The organism is Pandoraea pulmonicola (assembly GCF_000815105.2).
In the GTDB taxonomy this organism is placed as follows: domain Bacteria; phylum Pseudomonadota; class Gammaproteobacteria; order Burkholderiales; family Burkholderiaceae; genus Pandoraea; species Pandoraea pulmonicola.
Map to the genome: position 1 here is coordinate 868,788 of NZ_CP010310.2, position 20,358 is coordinate 889,145.

Consider the following 20,358-nt stretch of genomic DNA (forward strand, 5'->3'; position numbering starts at 1 on the left):
ATAAATCCGCGTTGCTATGGGAGAGCCGGCGACCGGGATTCAGGCCTGTTTCGCTGGCGCGCGGCGACCTATTCGGCCGTATCGACCGCTGCGGCGTTTCCTGGCCGGACGCGCTTCGTTCGTGTTGCGATCCAGCACAGGATCGAACCGCCGCACACCATTGCCGCGCCTTGCCAGAATTCGAACGAGAGTGGGGCGTGCAGCAGCACGGCGGACAGCGCCGCGGAAAATACGGGAATGAAGTACGAGGCGCCGGCGAGGACGGTCACGTTGCCGCCGAGGATGCCGACGTTCCACGCCGCATAGCCGAAACCCATCGCGCCGGCCGCCAGCAGCAGAAAGACGATGCCGGAGGTGCTCATGTGCATCTCGCTACCGTCACCAGTCAGCCAATACTTGACCCACAGCACGATGGCCACCAGCATGAAGAAAAACGTCACGCCGTTCTTGCCCTGAGCATGGCGCGTCGTCACGGTGCAATACGCCGCCCATATCACCGCACCTGAAAAGGCCAGACTGTAGCTCAGCGGGTTGTCGAGCACGTTGGCCGCCATCCCGGCGAGATCGAGCCCGCGCTCGCCGCCCAGCACCCAGCAGATACCGAGCATTGACAGGAAGAAGCCGGGCACCACCCAAAGATTGGCGCGCTGCTTGTTGAAGACGATGGCCGCGATCAAGGTAAAAGTCGGCCAGAGGTAATTCACCATGCTGACTTCGATCGCCTGTCGGGCGGTGTTCGCGTACCCGATCGAGAGCGACAGGCAAAGCTCGTACGCCACGAACAGCGTACTGCCGAGGTAAAGATATCGTTTCGGAAAAGTACCAAGACGAGGAAAGCCGACGGAGAACAGCAGGAATATCGACGCCACCGTGTACATCAGCGCCGCGCCGCCGGTCGCGCCGAAACTCTCGCTCACTCCGCGAATCAGTCCGACGATCGAACTCCATAGCGCCACGGCCACCAGTCCGATGAGCGTTGCGCGGTTCCTGTGCTTGCTGTCCATACTTCACTGCCTGTTTCGGGTTCGGGAATGGCCTTCGAGATTCAAGGCTACCGTAAGCGTGTAATGCCTGGGATCACTGGTCGTGCGTCACTGGCGGGTAGGTCGCCTGACAGACGGCAAGCACCTCCGCACGGAGCCAGGCATGCGCAGGATATTTATCCAGTCGGGGATGCCAGATGGCCGACACGTGAAGCGCCGGCACGGGCAATGGCAATTCGAAGGTTTGCAATTCATTGGTTTTTGCGTAGTCAGGCGTGAACGAATTGCCCAGGCAAGAATGCGGAATCACCGCAAGCAGATCCGTATGCCGGACGATTTGCATGGCATTGGTGTAGGCCGGCACGACGACCGGCATTCGGCGCTTCAAAGGGTGAGCACCAGCTCGCGACCGGCCTGTAGCAACAACGGGTCGCCGGTTGTGTTGCGCAGACGTGTGAGGGTACGGCTCATCGTGGACACGCTCAGGCCCAGGCGTTGTGCCGCACGCGTCACGCTACGCTCGGCGAGCAGCACGTCCAGCGCGAGGAGCAAATTCAGGTCGATGTTTTGCATCGCTCAATTGTAGGTGCAAGTCGCGCCAAGTACGGCGTTTGATGCAATCGACGATTGATGGTGGCGCGTCTGGTGCAAATGAAGGTCGGTATCTAGTATTCGTGGGGTAACGACGCTTTCGAGGAGAACACCATGACATCGGCCGCGGGCCGCACGTCCACCATTTTGCTGATCGGCGCTTCGCGGGGGCTTGGTCACGCCATGGCAGACGATTTTCTGAGGAGAGGGTGGAATGTCGTCGGCACGGTGCGCAGCCATGCGCCGACGACACCGCTGCATGCGCTGGCCGATGCACACCCGGGGCGCGTCGAGATCGAAATGCTCGACATCACGCGTCCCGAACAACTGGAGGCGTTGGCCGGCCGACTGCCGGGGCGCGTTTTCGACATCCTGTTCGTGAACGCGGGAACGACCAATCCCGACCCGACGCAGACGATCGGCAAAGGCTACGTGGTTTCACGTAGTCATTTCTTCATGGATTTATCGCATTCCGCAATGAATTCGGTCGCATTGAGGTGCGTTCGGATCGACAAATGTCGAAATGCCGATTTTCGCTGCCGTCGCCCCCTGTCAAAAACAATAGCACTGCAAATAATTTGAAAAAAACTGCGTCGCTACCCTAAAGAAAGTCGAATGCCGTTCCGTAATGCTCTGTCTGGGCTGGTTCTCATCAGCTAGGAATTCGGAGGGCGCGGGATTTTGCGCGAAGCTGGCACACCACGATAGCCGGCGCGCAAGTTGTCGTGCGGGGAACGTCACGCCACGGGCATTGCGCCGCGGCTGGGCGGCTTCCGAATAGTGCGACGCAGTACTAAAAGTAAAACGAAAGATCAGATGCCTTGGCGATCAACACACGAAGTTTCGTTGTTGGCAGGCGAGACTCGTGGGCAAACACAGCGTAGTTCGGGGATTCAGCGGTACCAACGAATTCGATGGCGGGTGAAGTTCGGCTTGGCGACAACGCTCGCCACGGCCGCGTATTGCCATGCCGCGGGCATTGTGCCGGACGGTGGGACTGCGACGTCGGTCACCATTGGCGCCGACGGTCGCCAGAACGTGGCTATCGCTGCGCCCGTCCACGGCGTTTCGCACAACACCTATACGAGCTTCAACGTCGACCGGGCGGGCGCCACGTTGAACAACGCGGGTGTGAACGCCCGCACGATCGTCAATGAAGTGACGGGAACGGCGCCGAGCTTGATTCAAGGACAGATTGCGGTGGCTGGCCCGCGCGCAAACGTCGTTCTCGCGAACCCCAACGGCATCACTGTCAACGGCGGATCGTTCGTCAACACCGGCCACGTTGCGCTCAGCACCGGGCAGGTCTCGTTCAGCGATGTGCTCATAGCGCCTGGCCTGTATCAGCGCAATGTGGTGCTAAATACAGGCAGGGGCACCATCGAGGTCGCTGGAGGCGGCCTGGCCGGAACGCTTATCGGCCTCGAACTCATCGCCAAAACCGTCAAGGTCGGTGCACCGATCACGAACGACTTCTCGTCCCCCACCGCATACGTGCGTGTGATCGCCGGCAGCAGCAAGGTATCGCTGAACACGAGCTTTTCGCCGGACGACAACAACAACGACTGGGTGACGCTAGCCAATGCGCAACAGGCGAATCCCAATGCCATCGCCCTGGATATCGAGCCGGCCGGCAGCATCACGTCCGGACGCATACAACTGCTGACGACGGACCTCGGCGCGGGCGTACGGCATGCGGGCACGCTGATGGCCAATGCCGGCGATTTCTCGCTGTCGTCCGCAGGCGACGTGATGCTCGCTCCGTCGAGCAAGATCAATGTCGCCAACAATTTGTCCTGGCAGGCGTCCGGCCAGACCACCGTAAGCGGCGCTTCGATCCTGACGGGCGGTTCCATCAATCTGTCGAGTCATGGCGTGCTGGTTCAGAACGTCGGCGCACTCCAGTCTACGGTGGTGTCGTCACGCAGCAGCGTCTCGATTCGCAGCCAGGGCGACATCACGAACGTCAGCAGCCTGATTCAAGGCGTCGTCCGCGATCGCGCGTTGGCGTCCTCCACAGGGGCAATCACGCTTGACGCAACTGGCACCGTCACCAACACGTCGGATGCGAGCAACCCTGGCGGCGCTTTTGGCGTGATCTTCGGCGTGAACGACGATGTGGTCGTGCGCGCCGGGCGCGATATCGTCAATCTCAACGCGCGTGTCGAGTCCAATCAGTCTGTGACGCTTCAGGCACAGGGTGACGTCAGCAACATCATTTCTCACATCGAGGGAGCGAACGGTGGTGTTTCCACCGCGTATGCCAATAGCGGCCGCCGCTGGCTCCTCTTTTCGACGCGAGACGAAGGCTTCTCCGTCGACTATGGCGCTATTCCTGCACCCACGCAGCTCTCGTACATCATTGCGGACGCAGGGAACGTCACGATTTCCGGACGCAACGTCTACAACGTCGGTGGCACCGTCCTGACCAATGGTGGTGACATTCGCGTGGCCGCGGCACGCGACCTCGTCAATCAGGCCGTGATGACCGGGCAGGCATCGTATCGGCGCACATGCTTCATCTTCTGCAGGGCAACCGCTTCAAGCACTACCGCCTCCCATGGGGGCCAGATGCAGGCGGCCGGCGGCATTTCATTAAGCGCCGGACAGAGTGCCAGCAACGTCGGGGGCAATGTCATCGCATGGGGCGGCGATCTGAGCATCGTTGCGCCGCTCGTCACTGCGCAGGGGCTGATGGGTTACACGGCGTTTAACGGCACGCGAGGCCTCAAGGCATGGTTCGGCAATCACTGGGCGGCGATCTATGCACAGAACGATGGCGGGCTCTTCTCTGCCGCTTCCGGCGAAGTGGCACTCACCGGACGAGGCGTGATAAAGGGAGGCGTGATCTCCGGGGCGAAGGGAGTGAGGGCCACGCAGGGCATCGAAACGGCGTACGTGCCGTATCGCGAGCCGGTACGTATTGGCACGCACCTGGGACTGACCACATGGTTCGGGCTATGAGGCGTTCCCGTTTCCTCGTGACCGGCGTCATGGCCATGGCATGCGTGTGCATGACGTCGTGGACGCCACGCGATGCGCATGCACAGAGCGTTCCAGGTCTGCCGGCCGCAACCGCGTTCCCCGCGAGCGTCGTGCCGCAGCAGGATCCTGCACAGCGCTTGCTCGACGAACAACGCAATCGCGAATTGCAGCGCGAACTGGATCGGCAGCCTGCGCCAATCGAAGTCGCACCCTCCGCAGCCTCACAAGTCCCCGATCTGCCAGCCGACGCCGACATCGAGACTCTCTCCGACCCGGAGCCGACCTTCCGTATCGACCATATCGTCTACAAGGGCGATACCGTTCTGAGTCAATCGCAGCTCGATCGAATCTCCGCGCCGTTCCTGCACAAGTCGCTCGGTCGGCGCCGTATCGATCTGTTGTTGAGGCGACTGACGGAGGCCTTCGTTGCCAACGGTCTCATCACGACGCGCGCCTATCTCGCGACCCCGCAGAATCTCTCGTCGGGCACGCTTGCAATCACGATCGTCGCGGGACGCATCGGTGGCTTCACACTCAATGGTGGCGCGTTGCGTCCATCGGGAGACAGACCCAAGGGCGACGGCGGAGGTTTGCTGACGGATGCCGGCACCGCGTGGGCCTTCCCGGCGTCCGTGGGCGACGTGCTCAACTTACCTGCCCTCGAGCAGGGCGTCGACCAGATCAACCGGTTGCGACGCAATCAAGCTCAGATCCAGATACTGCCCGGACAAGGGGCGGGCGAGTCCATCGTCGCTATCCAGAACCCGTTCGGCAGCCGGTTGAACTACAACCTTGGCTTCGACAACTACGGCAGCACCACAACGGGCAGATGGCGCACGCGTGCTTCGATCGATGCGGGCAACGTGCTCGGGTTTCAGGAGTCGCTGAGCCTGTCATACACAGGAACGCGCGACAGCAATGCGCTCGTGCTCTCAGCTGCCGTTCCATATGGCTATCACACGTTCAGCTATACGGCCGCGCTTTCGGAATACCAGCAAATCATCGGCGGGACGGCACTGCTTTACGGGCGTACGCTCAGCCAGATTTTCGGATGGAACCGTGTGCTCACACGCTCATCGACGGGGCGAGTGAGCCTGGATGCCACGCTCACACGCCTGAGTACCGAGCGTGACGTCAACGACATTCCCCTGACTCCACAGGACCTGACGATCCTGCGCGTTGGCGTTTCCGGCCTTTGGCGTTTCACGCGCGGCGGCCAGCCAGGGGCGTTCACCGCTTCGTTGGGCATTTCGCAAGGGTTGCCGTGGTTCGATGCGTCGCGGGACTTCGACGGCATTCAGAAGCAGGACGCCCACGCCCAGTTCACCAAGCTCGACGCCAGTGCCACGGTGCAGATGCTGCTCGCGCAGATCGGCCCGACGTACTGGACGTGGCGCACGACCGTCACGGGGCAGTACAGCGCCGTGGCGCTCTTCGGCAACGCGCAGATTTTCCTGGGCGGCACCGATTCGGTGCGCGGCTTCATGCAAGGCGGCATTGCCGGCGACAGCGGCTTCTATGTTCGCAACGAAGCGGTGTGGGCGAATGCGCCGGTGTGGCAAGGCTTGCGCTGGGAGCCCTACGTGTTCGTCGACGGCGGCAAGGCGCATCTGGTTGCCGAAGCCGGCTGGCCCACGCTGATCGGTGCGGGCGCCGGCGTGCGGGCGCAATGGCAGTTCCGGGGACAGACATTCTCAGGCGAATTGATGGCGGGCCGCGCGTTGGTGCAGCCGGCGTCCATGGGCCCCAAGGGCAGTGTCGTTCTCATCACGCTCAACTGGGCGGGATGAATTCTGAAAATGCGGGCGCGCGAGCGTACGCCTCGCGTTGTCCGCCAACGTTGCGGGAGAGATATCGATGAAAGTGAAGTTCAGTCATGTATGGATGGCCGCGGGCATTTGCGCGGCATTGGGCACCGCGGTGACATCGGCGACGGCGGCGAAGTCCGCGACATCGGCCAGGACCGACGCCAAGACCGAAATGAAGGCGGATGCCAAGGCGTCGCAGAAACCTCTGCCTGCGGATGCCGTGGCCAGCGTCAACGGCGTGCCGATCCTGAAGGCGTCGGTCGACGCCATGATCAAGGCCAGCGGCCAGCCGGACAACCCGCAACTGCGCGAGATGTTCAAGGGCCAGCTGATCGCCAACGAGGTGCTCAAGCAGGCGGCCCTCAAGCAGCACTACGAGACGCGCCCTGAAGTGCAGGCGGCTCTCGACGCCGCGAAGAACGTGATCGTGACGCGCACCTACATGAGCGAGCACCTCAAGGCTGCGCCGGTCACGGAAGCCGAGATCCGGGCGAAGTACGACGCCGTTGTGGCCTCGCTGGGAGAGAACGAGTACCGCTCGAGCGCCATCGTGGTACGTGATTCCGCCACCGCACAGACTGTGCTCGATCAACTCAAGAAGGGCGGGGAATTCGCTGCGCTGGCGCGTCAGTACAGCGTCGGACCGAACGCGGCGCAGGGCGGCCAGTTGAACTGGGTGTCGTTCAGGACGCCGATCACGGCCGGCAGCACGCAGAACTGGCCTCAGCCGATTGCAGAAGCGCTCGTGAAGTTGCCGAAGGGCGGTATATCCAGCGAGCCGGTGCAACTCGGCGATCAGTACTGGATTCTGCGCATCGACGACAAGCGCGCCACGCAGATTCCGAAGTTCGAAGAGAGCGAGCCGCTGCTGCGCAAGCAACTCGAACAGATCTCCATGGAGAAGGCGACCGCGCAGCTGATCGGCGACCTCGTGAAGAACGCTCGAATCCAGCAGTAATACACAGGGGCGCCGTCGCATGACGGCTTGGTACGGACGACACAAACATACACAGGGCAGGACATGAAGACACCTTCGCGGGGTTTCGTCGCAACCGGAGATAGCGCGCGTCGATCGATGGAGACCGGCGCCGCAGGTGACGCATGCATTGCGCATACCCCTTCGATCCAATGGTGGCAGCGCGCGATCGCCGCGGGTGTGGCATTGACGCTGCTCGTCAGTCCTGTCTCGGTGACGTTTGAACTGAGCCGCTCAGCGGCGCGCGAATTGGCTGCGAATCCGTCGGGCTTCGACGAAACGGCGTTGGCGGTCATGCGCTCGCTGGCCACGCTTCGCGTTCACGTGGGGATGCAGACGGCCTCGGCCGCGCCGATTACGGACCCGACGGCCCCCGTCGTCTTTGCGCCGAAGATCACGACCAGCGGCAACGGCATTCCGGTCGTCAACATCACGGCGCCCAACGCTGCCGGCATCTCGCTCAACCAATACCAGAGCTTCAACGTCGACGCCGCCGGGCTGATTCTCAACAACAGTCTGCTCAACGGGACCTCGCTCAACGGCGGGGCGATTGCCGCCAACCCCAATCTTTCGGGGCGCACGGCAAGCACCATCGTCAACCAGGTGACGTCGTCGGGCAGCGCGTACGCCAGTGCGCTCATTGGCCCGCTCGAAGTGTTCGGCGCGCCCGCCACGGTAATCGTTGCGAACCCGAACGGGATTTCGGTGCGCGGCGCCGGATTCACCAACACGATAGGTGTGACGCTCACCACCGGCACGCCGCAATTCCTGACGGGACCGGGCGGCACGCTGACCGACTTCGCGCACGGTGCCGCGCTCGGGTACAACGTTGTCGGCGGGCACATTCAACTGGAAGGCAATCCCGGCGTGACCGGCCCGGGCAGTGGCATTGAGGGCACGGTCGGTGCCATTGACCTGATCGGTCAGACGGTTGGGGTGAACGCGCCCCTCTACGCCGGCACGCGCATCAACGTGGTCACCGGCAATCAGCAAGTGCTGACCGGCTCGGTGGACGGCACGGGCACGCGCTACGTGACGGCGGCAAACGGCGTCGCAAACACGGCGCAGGCGGTACAGGGCGTCGCGGGCAGTCCGCAGGCGATTGCCATCGACGCCACGCGTTTCGGCGCCATGACCGCCGGCCAGATCCAGGTCATCGGCACGACGGCCGGGCTTGGCGTGCGCATGGCTGGCGATCTTGCATCGACGACGGGCGACCTCACGATCACGTCCGGAGGCGATCTCACCGTTGCCAATCACGCGGCGCAACAGCGGGTCCAGATGACCAGCGCGGGCAATGCCGCACTTTCCGGCACGGGGCTGGGCGAAACGGGCTATCAATTGACCGCGACGGGTGACATTGCGTCGACCGGCGTTGTGCAATCGGGCAAGGCGCTCGACATTCGCTCGGGCGGCAGCCTCAAGCTCGCCAACGCCCAGGCCAACGAGAGCGCGACACTGACGTCGGGCAAGGCGCTGGTGCTCAAGGACGCGCAGATTGGCGGCGACCTGTCGCTATCGACGCAGGATGTCCTGCAAGGCGACATTCGGCTGACCGGCCCGACGACGGTCGGCGGTGCGCTGGTGGCGAATGCCGCGCGCGGCCTCTTCGTGACCAACAGTACTGGCGCGTCCGGCAATGTGTCGATCACGACGGGCGGTGACTTCCAGATTGCGCAGGGCGCACGTATGACCGGGCATGGTGACGTCGCCACGCGAACGGCCGGGGAAGCGCGCGTCGACGGAACGTTGGCGTCGGGCGGGCAACTGACGATGGCGTCGGACCGCGGTCTCGACGTGCAGGGCGACGTGGCTTCCACCGGTACCGCGCGCCTTGCAGCCGGTGGCGTCTTGAACGTCGATGGCACACTGCTGGGGCAAAGCGATGCCGACCTGCGCGCGGGGACCGACGTTACAGGCAAGGGAAAGCTCGCGTTCGGCACGAACGCATCCCTGCGCGCGGGGCGGGACATTTCGCTGAGCGGCGCACTGCTCGCCGGAGGATTGGACGTCGAAGCCGCCAACGGCATTTCGCTCAATGATGTGCAAAGTACCGGCAACGCATCGCTGCGTGCGCTCGGGAACACGGGTGGTGGCGATATCGCTCTGCTCGGCAAGGACTCCTTCTACGGGGCGGCCGCGCTCTCCGCCGCGCGTGACATCCTCGTCCGCGGCACTACCGCCGGGGCCGACGCGCTAACGCTCGATGCTGCGCGCAACGTCGGCGTCACGGGCACCTTGCAAACTGCCGGTACAGCGAAGGCGCTGTCGGTGACCGCAGGCAACACGCTGACGGTGCCCGGCACGATCGAAGCGAGTGCGGACCTCACAGCCAATGCCGGCAGTGCGCTCGTTGTCGCTGGAAGCGCCACGGCGGCGGGCGCCGTCACGATGCAGTCGGGCGGCGATCTGCGCGTGTCGGGCAACGTCTCGGGGCAGCGCGAAGGGACGCTCGATGCCACCGGGGATCTCAATATCGACGGCGGTGCCCACTTCCTCGGCAACGCTCGGCTCACATCCGGCGGCAATGCCGTGCTCGTCGGCAAGCTGCAAACGGCGAATCTCGTGGTGGTCGGCGCCAACGATGTCACGCTCGGCGACATTCAGACCAGCGGCACGCTTGACGTGGTGGCGAAGGGCCTCGCCGGCAGCGGCGATATTCGTGTGTCGGGACCGATAGCGTCTTTCGGCGCCGCGACCTTAGACGCGACGCGCGACGTTGCCATCGCCGGCACGGGAAAAATCGCAGCCAACGACAAGCTTACCGTCTCCGGGCAGCGCAACGTGACGATAGACGGTGGTGTCACCGCGGTGAGCGACGTCGCCGTTACCGCGACCACGGGCAATCTGAGCACCACGGCCGATCTGAGCACCAACAGCCAGTTGGCGCTCATCGCCGGACAAACGGTGACATTGGGCGGGCCGCAGACGAGTGCCATCGGCAACGCTTCGGTCGCCGCGGGGCAGGACATTGCGCTCAACGGCGCACTCGTGGGTTTGGCGGGAAGCCTGCGGGCAGGGCGGGACATCACCGGAGCGGGAGCCTCGGCGTTTGCCGATAGGGCTACGCTCAACGCGGGTCGCGACGTCGCGCTGTCCGGCGTGCTGCAGGGCAATGGCGTGCGGGTGAGTGCGGGGAACAGCGCCACGGTGTCGAACGTGACTTCCAACGGCCGACTCGATATCGCTGCGACGGGCAATGCCGGCGGTGGCGACGTCACACTCAACGGGACATCGAAGGTGGTGGGAGGCGTCGACGTGGCGGCAGCCCGCGATGTAAGCGTTGCGGGCACGCTCGCGAGCGGCGACAACGCGACGCTAAGCGCTGCGCGCAACGTCAACATCACCGGCACCGTGCAAGGCGCCAAGGACGTCACCCTGGCCGCGACCGAGGGGAATGTGACCCAGGTGGGCACGCTCGGTGTCGGCAACCGTTTGGGCGCCTCGGCGGGCAACGATGTGACGATGGCCGGGCAGAGCGCGGTAGCCGGCGATACGGCGCTGACGGCGGGACGCGATGTGATTCTCTCGGGGACGCTGAGTGGGCAAGGCGCAGGTCGCGTCGATGCTGGCCGTGACGTGGCGGGCGCAGGCACCGCGTCGTTCACGGGGCTGTTGGACGCGACGGCCGGACGCGACGTGAACCACAGCGGATTGCTGCAAGGCGGCGGTCTGACGATCACGGCCGGCAACACGTTGAACGTCAAGAACGCCGAGTCGACGGCGGCCATGGCGCTGGCGGCCAGGGGACTCGCCGGCGGGGGGGACGTCAACATCAACGGGAACGTGGGCGCGCCGGGCTCGGTGTCTGTGCAGGCGGCGCGCGATATTGCCGTCGCGGGGACGTTGGGGGGCGGCGCTTCGACGACGCTCGTCGCACAGCGGAACGTCGTTGTCGATGGGGCCATTCAGTCGGTTGGCGACGCGCGCCTCACGGCCCAGACCGGGAGCGTGCGCGCGAGCGGCGGCATCAGCGGAGGCGCGAATCTGTTCGTCGACGCCGAGCAGGACGTCGTGTTTGGCGCGTCGACGAGCGCGCTTGGCGACATCAGGGCGAACGCCGGGCGCGATCTGCAACTTGGAGCGGTGCTCGTCGGCGTGAACGCACATCTGACGGCCGGTCGCACGCTGCTGGACTCCGGCGACAGCACCGGCAAGGCAGTCTTCACGGGGGCGGCAACGCTAAGCTCGGCTGGCGATACCAGGCTCACGGGCAGTGTGCAGGCGAACGGCATCGATGTCGCCGCGGGCGGCAACGCAACACTCGGCGCACTCAATTCGGCAGCGGGCGTCAGTGTCGCGACGACCGGTACCGCCGGGGCCTTGGGCGGTGCGGGCGATATCGTGTTCAACGGTGCGGTGTCGTCACCCAACGCCTTTGCGGCCACGGCCGCACGGGACATGACGGTGGCCGGCAGCCTGGCTTGCGGCGTTGCGTGCGACCTTGTGGCGCAGCGCAACCTGTCGCTCACCGGTTCTGCGATTGCGCTGAAAGACCTGTCCTTGTTCACGCGTACAGGCGATCTCGCCATTGCGGGCGAAGTGACGACCGCGGGTGCGTTGCTCGCGACAAGCGCGGCGAACGCGATCCTTGGCGGCAAGATGAGTATTCAGGGGGACTTGCAGGCGTCCGCGGCCAAGGATATCTCGCTGGCTGGGCTCATCGGCGTGCAAGGCGTCGGCACGGTGCAAGCCGGCAACGACATCAACGGTTCCGGCACAGCGAGCTTCGGTGGCGACGTTACGCTGAGCGCGGGGCGCAACACTGCGCTGACCGGTGCACTGAGCGGTCAGAACGTATCGGTGCACGCGGCGAACGACGCCGGGCTCAACAACGTTCAGGCGACGAAGTCGCTGAGCATCACCGCGGATGGCCAAATGAGTGGTGGCGACGTTGTCGTAGGCGGTGATGCTGTTGCACTCGGCACATTGGCCCTGACGGGCGCGCGCGACGTTGCGGTGACCGGCAAGACCGTCGGGGGCGGTGACGTCACGATTTCAGCGGGAAGCGGGGACATCCGTCTCAAAGGAGACACGGCGTCGGAGCGCAATCTCACGCTTACCGCCGACAACGGCGCGATCTCGACGGGCAACGCAGGCGCGCAAGGCGATCTGAGCGCCAACGCTGGAAAGGCCTTGACGATGCAAGGCGACACCACGGCCAATGGAGCTTTGCGATTGACTGCCGGCGGCGATATGGCCCTGGGCAATGTCCGCAGCGTACTGGCTGATGCGTCCGCTGGTGTGTTGAAGGCCGGCGGCAATCTGGGCGCGACGTCGCTGACGTTCGGCAACGGCGGTCTCTCGACCACATCCGGCGGTGCGACCGCGATCACGGGAATGGTCGCGGCGGGCAAGACGGTGACCATGTCCGCCACAGGCGACTTGCTCGCCGGCTCCGTTCAGGCTGGCGAATCCGCGACGCTGACGGCAAGCGGTGCGGGGGATGTCCGCGTCGTGGGCGACGTGAATACGGGCAAGGGGCTGACGATTACGGCGGGTCGCGATGCGAATGTCGGCGGTGCCGTCACGGCGGGCGACGGTGTCACCGTCGATGCAATGCGCAACCTGAGCGTCGGCGGGGCACTGTCGGCGAATCAGAACATCGTGCTCAATGCGGCGCAAGGCAATCTCTCGCTGTCGGGGCCGATCACGGCCATCCAGAATTTCACGGCGACGGCGGGTTCCGCGCTGGCCATCGCCGGAGGGCAGATCAACGGCGACACGGCGCTGACCTCCGGTGAGGGCATGACGCTTACCGGTCATTTGCTCGGCAAGGGCGCGGCGACGCTGCGCTCAGGGGGCGACGTTACCGGCGGTACCAGCGATACTGGCGCGCTGACGTTTGGCAAGGATATCAGCGTGACGTCGGCCGGAAAGTTGTCGTTGGCCAGCATCGACACGGCGGGTGCGCTGACGGTCCAGTCGCAGAACGATGCCGTGCTGGGGGCGTTGACGTCGATCGGCAAGGCCTCGGTGACGAGCGCGGCGGGCAGCCTGACGCTGGGCAAGGTACTTGTCGGCGGCCCGCTCGATCTCACGGCTGCCAGGAATCTGACGGCATTGCAGAGCGTTTCCAGCATGGGCGCGATGACGCTCACCGCGCAGACCGGCAGTCTGACCGTCGCCGGGATTTCCGGCAACGACGCCGTTGCGCTGCGCGCTGGACAGACGCTGACGATGGGCGGTACCAACACCGTGGTTGGCGACATGACGCTCAACGGCGGCAATGTCGTCATCGCGGGCGTCACCACCGCGTCGAAGTCCTTCACCGCGCGCGCAACCAATGCACTCGACGCAAGCCTCGGCCAACTGTATTTGACGAAAGACGCGCATTTGAGCGCCGCGCGCGTGTACACGGGCGGTATGGTCGTCGGCGGCGGGCTGGATGTTACCGCATCGGAATCGATCTCGACCTATGGTCTGGCGATGATCAACGGCGCGAGCACGTTCAACGCCGGCAACGGCGTGTATGTCAACACGGCGGGTTCGTCGGTGCTGAGCGGCGGTCCGTTGTCGATCGGAGCTGGCAGCATCACCAATCTGGCGGGCGGGCAGATCGCCACGACTGGCGCGCTGACGTTATCGGCGACGGGCAACGTCTCGAACGCCGGTTTGATGAACGGCAGTACGACTTCGGTCACGGCCGGCGGGGTATTGACCAACGCAGGGACGGTGCTCGGCGCGAACGGCGTGACCCTCAACGTCGGCGGTTTGAACAACAACGGCGGCATGGTTCTGGCAGGCGACGTGACGAAGGCCACACCGTCGAGCGCTGACCTTTCGCTGACGGTGAACGGTAGCGGCACGGTCACGAACGCAGGCGGCGAATTGGCGGCGACGCGCGATCTGTCGGCGTTGATGCGCTCGGCTGTGTTCGACGCGACCGGTGGTGCGTTGCAGGCGGGCAGCACGTTGTCGATTACGGCCAATGCCATCACCAACTCGGGTACGTTGCAGATCGGTTCGCTCAACACGGTGCTCACCGGTCTGACATCGTTTACCAACAGCGGAACGTTGCAGAGCAACGGGGCGCTCACGCTCGCGAGCAATGGCTGGTTCACGAACACCGGCAACATCGTGGGGGCAAGCGATGTGACGGTGAACGCGGCGCTTGTCAACGGCGCTGGAGCGTCGATCCACGCCGGACGCGATCTCTCGATGACGGGCGACGTCGTCAACAGCGGTCTGCTCGAAGCCGAGCGCAATCTGTCGGCGACCGGCGGCAACTTCACCAACGTAGGCGCGAAAACGCAGGCGGCAGGCAACATCACGTTCACGCTGCCGGGACAATTGAACAACATCGGCGGCACGATCATCGCGGGGAACAACCTGACGGTGAACGCCGGGTCGGTGATTAACGATCAGGCGGCGGGGGCGGGGTTGGTCAGCACCACGACGACGGTCGTCGATCCAAGTTTGATCTGGAGTGCTGTCATTGGGACCCGGAACTCCAGCGTCATCGACTGGGCAGCCGGGATGGGCGGGGAAGGCGACGCCACCTGGAAATGGATGCGTGTATCGAATACGGCGACGATCGGCGATCTTCTCTCGCCCACTGGCGTCACGATGGAGGGCAAGCCGGCAGACATCGATCCATGGACGGGCGACCGCTGCGGCATTCTGCTCGGGACGCGGGGGTGCAGCGTAGGGGTCGGGGCGCCTGTAACGGGTTCCGGAACGTTCTACATGAACAAGTTCCGGGGCGCCCGAATGGTGGGAGACAACCCCGTCGATTATGACTATTGGCGGATGAGCGCTGCGCCGATGCCGGGGGCGTTGGCGTCCGTCGCCATCGCTTTGCCGACGGTGAATCAGACTTCCACCGTGGCGCAGATGGGAGCCGCAGGCGTGATGATTGCTGGCGGCGACGTATCGATCACTGCTTCGAGTTTGTCGAATAAGGGCGGTCAGATTGCGGCAGGCCGCAACATGACGCTCAACGTGGGTTCGCTGGCTAATGGCGCCCTGTCGCCAACGACAACCAGTACCGTAATCAATGCGGTGGACCAAGGGCAATACTCGGCGTTTCTTGCGCAGCTCGCGTCGCTCGGCGCGATTGAAGTGCCGGCGTATCAGAACGAGTCGTGGGCCGATCAGCAACAAGCACACCAACTGGTTTCATTCAATATCGCGACAGGCGGGGCTGCGCCGACTTCCACCTCGACGATTTCCTGGTCGACGTCTCTCGGCCTGATCACCGCCGCCAACACACTCAACCTGTACGGCGGCAATCTGGTGAACGAGGGCATGATCTATGCCCAGAACAACGTCAACATCTTTGCCGCGAGTGTGACGAACCAGGGCGGCAACACGCAGCAGTTCACGTCGCAGGCAGGGTGTGCCCCCGGCACGAGCAATGCGGCCTGCTACCGAGGCAATGATGTCCGGGGACAGAACCCCGACACGACGAGCTTTACTTACGCGCAGAACAACGCCGCGATCATCGCGGGGAACAATCTCACGATTGCGGCGGGCACGATCACCAACAAGTACGGCGACCTCATTGCCGGGCACGATCTGGTGATCGGTGGCGTGGGGTCGTCGGCCACGGGAGCGACGGCTGCCGAGTCGCTCACCAACACGTCGGGCAACATCCTGGCCGGCAACAACCTGACGCTGAACGTTGCCGGCGGCATCACCAACACGTTGCCGCCACCGGTGAAGGTGCACGAGAACTACGGCAAGTTGGAGAAGTACTCGGGCTGCATGACGGCGGGCGGCTACAAGGAGAGCTACTGCGAGGCGTACGTCGATCAACAATCGGGCAATTCGTCGATCATTGGCGCGGGGAACAATCTCACCATCAATGCCGGGTCGCTGACCAACGTCGGCAGTCTGATCACGGCGGGTTTGAACGCGACGATCAATGTCAGCGGTCCGGTCGTCAACACGGCGCAGACGCTCAACGCCTATTGGCATTCGCACTGGGTCCAAGAGACGGGGATGTTCTCGGACGACAAGCGCCACGACGTGTGGAGCTGCGGCAGCGCGGCGGAGTGTACGTCGTTGTATGGCGACGCATACACCAGCGTGGGCGGAGTCATCAACCCGCCGACGCCCGTGGGCAATATCGCCGCGACGATTCAGGCGCCGAACCTGACGGTCACCTCCGGGGGGCAGATCGTCAACGTGGGCAACGTGATCGGGCAGTCGGTGTCGCTCACCGGTACGAGTTTGATCAACGGCATCACGACGGCGAACACGTACACGCCACAAGTGGGCAATCCACCGCAGGTGATCAGCCTGGCGCCCGCCAACGGCGGTCTGAATCTGACGATTCCCGTTGGGCTGGGTGGTGCGACGTCTTCGATTCTTACGGGTACGACGGGCACTCAAGGTGGCCCGAGTTACGTCGTGGGCGGGTTGAGCGCGACGCTTGATCCGGTTTCGCCGCAAGTCCTGCTCAAAAACCTACCAGCGTCGTTGCAACCGAGCACGACGACGTTCTATTTCTCGCCGCAGCAAGAGGCGATTCAACTCCAGCAAGCGGCCCTGATGCAGACGGGCAAGGCGAGCTTCATCAACGGCTTGTCGACGGACAGCACGTCGCAACTGACGGTGCTCGACCAGCAAAAGCTCGTGCTGTACGGCAATGCGGTGGAGTACGCGAAGGCAAACAACATTCAGTTGGGGCAAGCGCTGACACAGGCGCAGATCAGCGGTCTGTCGCAGCCGATGCTTTGGTACGTGGAGCAAACCGTGTCGGAGCCGGGGTGCAAGGCGACGGGTAACGCGAAATGCCCGACGGTGACGGCGCTCATGCCGCAGGTGTACTTGCCGGAGAACTTCACGGCGCTGTCGGCGGGTGGTCAGATTCTGGCGAGCAACGACCTGTCGCTGAACTTCGGCAGCACGGCGACGGGTGGCAGCGTACTGAACACGGGTTCGATCACGTCGGGCGGCACGCTGACGGTGAATACGGGGACGCTGACGAATCGCGCCAACGTGGTCGACGTGGGCGAGCTGTGGAGCTACATCAAGGACACGGGGTATCTGAAGACGACCGGCACGGTGGTGCAGCCGGGGGGCTTCATGAGCGCGGCGGCGGGCGGGCTGACGCTGAACGTCGACCAGTTCAACCAGATCGGCGGGATGCTGGCCTTGCTGGACCCGAACGGCCAGATCGACCATGCGGCGACGCAGGCGTTCATTGCCGGTGTCTCGGCGCAACTGGGAGAGAACTTCCTGCAGCAGACGCTGCAAAACGATCTGCATACGGAGTTCGTCAAGCAGGGTGGGAGCTTCGGGATTCAGCAGATTGGGATGATCATGGTCTCGGCCATGTTCGCCATGGCGGCGGCCCCGATGTTCTCGGCGATGGTGGGCAATCTCGCGAGCGCATCAGCGGGAACGTTTTTCGCGGCAGCGGCGGGCACGGGGGCGAGTGCGACGGCTGCCGGGCTGGGTAACGTCATGGTGACTGCGGCGCTCGCGAGCATGACGAGTTCCACGTTCACGCAGCTTGTGACGACTGGCACGGTGAACTTCGGCTCGGTAATGACGACAGGCTTGTCGTCGGCGCTCACTGCCGGACTGCTCAACGGGATCACCTACTCGAATGCAGATGGACTCGGGTTCACGACCGCGGGAGGTTCGGCGAACAGCCTGAGCAGCCTCGCCGGTGTGAAGCCGACGTTTGTCGATGGCGCGGTGAGTCAGGCGGCTGCGACGACGGCTGAGAAGCTGGCGACGCAAGGCTTGGCAATTCTGGGCCAGTCGGTGATTCAAGCAGGAGTGCAGTCGACGATTCAGGGCGGGAGTTTCCTGGATGCGTTGAAGGCGAGCGGAATCAGCAATCTGGGCGCGGCGCTGGCGTTCCAGATTGGCGACGCGAAGAACGGTCTGAGCCAGGCGCTAGGTGAAAATGGTGCAGCGTTCGCGGCGATGGCGGCGCATGGACTGTTGGGTTGTGCTGGTGCTGCGGCGGCAGGAAACGGATGCATCGGCGGTGCCCTTGGAGGTGCGATCGGCTTTGCATTGAACGCAGTCCTCGATCCAGGACAAATACTGCCCCCGGAACTTCACGTCGGGTTCATTGGCTTGGCGGGAGCGCTGGTCGCGGGCGCGCTGGGGCAAGATGCCTTAGCCGCACAGACAGCCGCCGAGAACGAGACACAAAACAACTGGCTGAAGCACAAGAACGAGGCATTTAATAGGCCCTCCGAGGCCGAGAGGTTCAAGTTAGCGAACGCGGCATGTTTCGCGAGCGGCGGTACAGACGCACAAAGTTGCGGGATTGCTAGAGCTTTGGCGTACACCTCGAATCAGCGCGATATAGAGCTGAACCGCGCTTGCGCAAATGGAGAGTCAGGCGCATGCCTCGTCGCGAAGGCTGAAGCAGCGGCTAACGGCAACGAAGTTTGGACCGCGCCGAATGGCCGTGTTTATGCATTCTCTAGTGGCGATTCTCGGATACTTTCATTAGATGCTCAGGCGAGAGCTGTATTGTTGGACGCCCAGTTAACGAGCCCCGTGGGCGCTATGCTGTCAGGTGCCGTCCTTTATGGAGGCGGTTCTGTAGAGCAAGCCATCCTTGCTGCTAACTTGGGGATGTCTCTTGAGGGAGTCGGTGCCGGAATTGGCTCGTTCGGTACGGCTACGATCGTAAGACCAGCGAGCGGACCGACAGGTACATCTTCGCCTGCGGAATGGGTGTTCAATACGGGGGCGAATATCACACCCATGCCAACCGCTAATACCTATCGATTTATTGGAGCGAATGGTACGTTCGTAACTCCGCTCTCGAGCATTGAATCGGTAATCGGTCCAATAAACTTAGCTGCTAAGGAGGTGACCATTTCTCGGGCTCAGGCGACAACGCTTGAAAGTGCACTTGGGCTGAATCCTGGATCACTGGGGGCTACAAACTTATTGTCGATTGTAAGCGATGTAAATGCTAGAGCACCTCGCTCGCCTCTGTCAGGCAATGACCTCTTCTTGGGCGGAGGAAAAGGCCTACCGGGCGGAGGCCAGGAACTAGTCATTGATTCGATCCCAAGCGCCGGTAGTGAAGGCATTCGACAGATCATTGTGAAGGTCAAATAGGAATATGATTAAAAATCGTAGTTTTCCAGGGAAAGTCGTGTCGTGTCCAATCTGTAGCGAAAACGTGGCATATTCGTGGTTGTCTGGCATGAGCGGGCCTCATTTGCATTTTTATGCTACCGAAAATAACGATGTATTAGTCAGAACGCAATGGTTTCAGAGAATCATTGAGTTAAGGAAGTGCGGCAAAGACGAAACAGAGATTCTGGCTGCCATTGATAATTTTTTGAGAGAAATTCCGGGCGGTATATCTAAGTATTCTCTCTGGAGTAATGTGAAATGCCCGCACTGCGGCAGCGAGTTTTCCTATAGGTTTCGTGGGGACCTCGGGCTGAGGTTAGATGATATGTCCGTGATATTGATCGATGGTTGTCGGCTTGACATTGACGGCGAGATATTCGCCATCAATGTGGATGCCATCGGCTAGGTATTAAGCCTTTATGATGAATCGACCCGACTACCATCCGCAGATGGTCCAGCCTTAATATATCATTGCAACGCAAACGACCAAGTCCGTGAAATTATAGGGGGAAGTAATGGTTGTCGAAGTATCTCGCGGGCATATTTCCGTAAAACTGATGGGGCGCGTTGTAACTGTTCAGGGGGAGATGTTCTTTCCTGGTGGAGATAAAATTGGATTTGTTGTTTATTCGGATGCCATAAAAACTTGGGATTCCCCTAATCAGGATATAGAAATTACTTCTTCGGAGAAAAAACTCATACTCGAAGAGATAAAATGTGAATTTTCCAGCGGGGGGCATACGATTGAAGTTGAGTAGTCTCGGAATGGAGAAAAGGGTTTGATGATTTAACCCTTGTTTGGAAGAGGTTCGATTGGAAGTGAAGGGGGGATCTGCCCGCACCACAAAAATCTGCTACGGGAAGTTCCGTTGCTAACGAGGTACGGGACTAAAGCCCCAACGCGGCGTCGTTCATGTTTTTTCAGCGCAAAGTTTCGATCACTCAA

The 20,358-nt window shown here is 62.6% G+C and carries 7 protein-coding genes and 2 pseudogenes; 6 read left to right on the plus strand and 3 right to left on the minus strand.

The genetic code is table 11. The features are described from left to right. Window positions 1-68 precede the first annotated feature (68 nt). The 3 genes and pseudogenes from yddG to RO07_RS26855 all read right to left on the minus strand — a co-directional run. Window positions 69-1,004, minus strand: a complete 936-nt coding sequence (gene yddG / locus RO07_RS03865) for an aromatic amino acid DMT transporter YddG (protein ID WP_039408176.1) — start codon at window positions 1,002-1,004, stop codon at window positions 69-71. 73 nt (window positions 1,005-1,077) lie between these two features. Then, a complete protein-coding gene (locus RO07_RS26850; RefSeq protein ID WP_039408178.1) occupies window positions 1,078-1,359 on the minus strand; it encodes a type 2 periplasmic-binding domain-containing protein in 282 nt (93 codons plus the stop codon). 14 nt (window positions 1,360-1,373) lie between these two features. Further along, a pseudogene (locus tag RO07_RS26855) lies at window positions 1,374-1,556 on the minus strand (helix-turn-helix domain-containing protein); the annotation flags it as partial. 132 nt (window positions 1,557-1,688) lie between these two features. Here RO07_RS26855 and RO07_RS03880 point away from each other — a divergent pair. The 6 genes and pseudogenes from RO07_RS03880 to RO07_RS03910 all read left to right on the plus strand — a co-directional run. Next, window positions 1,689-2,000: pseudogene (locus RO07_RS03880) on the plus strand (SDR family NAD(P)-dependent oxidoreductase); the annotation flags it as partial. A gap of 507 nt (window positions 2,001-2,507) precedes the next feature. After that, window positions 2,508-4,538, plus strand: a complete 2,031-nt coding sequence (locus RO07_RS03885) for a filamentous hemagglutinin N-terminal domain-containing protein (RefSeq protein ID WP_237171372.1) — start codon at window positions 2,508-2,510, stop codon at window positions 4,536-4,538. Beyond that, window positions 4,535-6,349 carry a ShlB/FhaC/HecB family hemolysin secretion/activation protein gene (locus tag RO07_RS03890; protein ID WP_039408181.1) on the plus strand — a complete coding sequence of 605 codons (1,815 nt, stop codon included), beginning with the start codon at window positions 4,535-4,537 and terminating at the stop codon, window positions 6,347-6,349. The genes RO07_RS03885 and RO07_RS03890 overlap by 4 nt, the downstream gene beginning before the upstream one ends. Window positions 6,350-6,416: 67 nt before the next feature. Continuing rightward, window positions 6,417-7,325, plus strand: coding sequence for a peptidylprolyl isomerase (locus RO07_RS03895; RefSeq protein WP_039408182.1), 909 nt, complete (start codon window positions 6,417-6,419; stop codon window positions 7,323-7,325). Between the two features lie 63 nt (window positions 7,326-7,388). Continuing rightward, window positions 7,389-19,391, plus strand: coding sequence for a beta strand repeat-containing protein (locus RO07_RS03900; RefSeq protein WP_084072429.1), 12,003 nt, complete (start codon window positions 7,389-7,391; stop codon window positions 19,389-19,391). A 536-nt stretch (window positions 19,392-19,927) separates the two neighbouring features. Beyond that, the gene (locus RO07_RS03910) at window positions 19,928-20,170 is read left to right on the plus strand and encodes an Imm74 family immunity protein (RefSeq protein WP_072636944.1); all 243 of its coding nucleotides are present in this window, start codon (window positions 19,928-19,930) and stop codon (window positions 20,168-20,170) included. The last annotated feature ends 188 nt before the right edge of the window (window positions 20,171-20,358 follow it).